Here is a 375-nt window from a genome sequence, read left to right as displayed (position 1 = left end):
ATAATGTGACAGTTACTAGTAGTTTAACAGGAAGTATTAGTGGCTTATCGGGGACGAATAAATTAACAGGAGCAGGTGATTTCACGAGCGGAGTAGCCAATTTGACGAGTTTAGGCTTGAAGTTTACTGGAACTTCAGGAAGTGGAACATTTACCTTCACACCTGCTACAGGAACCGCTGTGACTAGTTCTTCCGTAACCATCAACCCAGGAGCAGCGACTAAATTAGTGGTGACTGGTACAGGCACCCAAACGGCAGGAGGGTCACAAACGATTACCGTTACTGCACAAGACGCTAGTGGCAATACAGCTACTAGTTACACAGGAGCTAAAAATATTACTTTCTCGGGTGCAACTGCTTCAAGTAGCCCAGTGA

The 375-nt window shown here is 45.3% G+C and carries 1 protein-coding gene; it reads left to right on the top strand.

Annotated elements, in window-relative coordinates; translation table 11 throughout:
• The coding region (locus tag ESB04_RS12485; protein ID WP_394343746.1) for a hypothetical protein at positions 1–375 on the top strand (375 nt) is incomplete at both ends.

The sequence above is a fragment of the Aquirufa rosea genome, assembly GCF_004118285.1.
In the GTDB taxonomy this organism is placed as follows: Bacteria; Bacteroidota; Bacteroidia; order Cytophagales; family Spirosomataceae; genus Aquirufa; species Aquirufa rosea.
The sequence above is the reverse complement of the archived record's forward strand: the minus strand, read 5'-3'. Positions and strand labels throughout refer to the sequence as shown.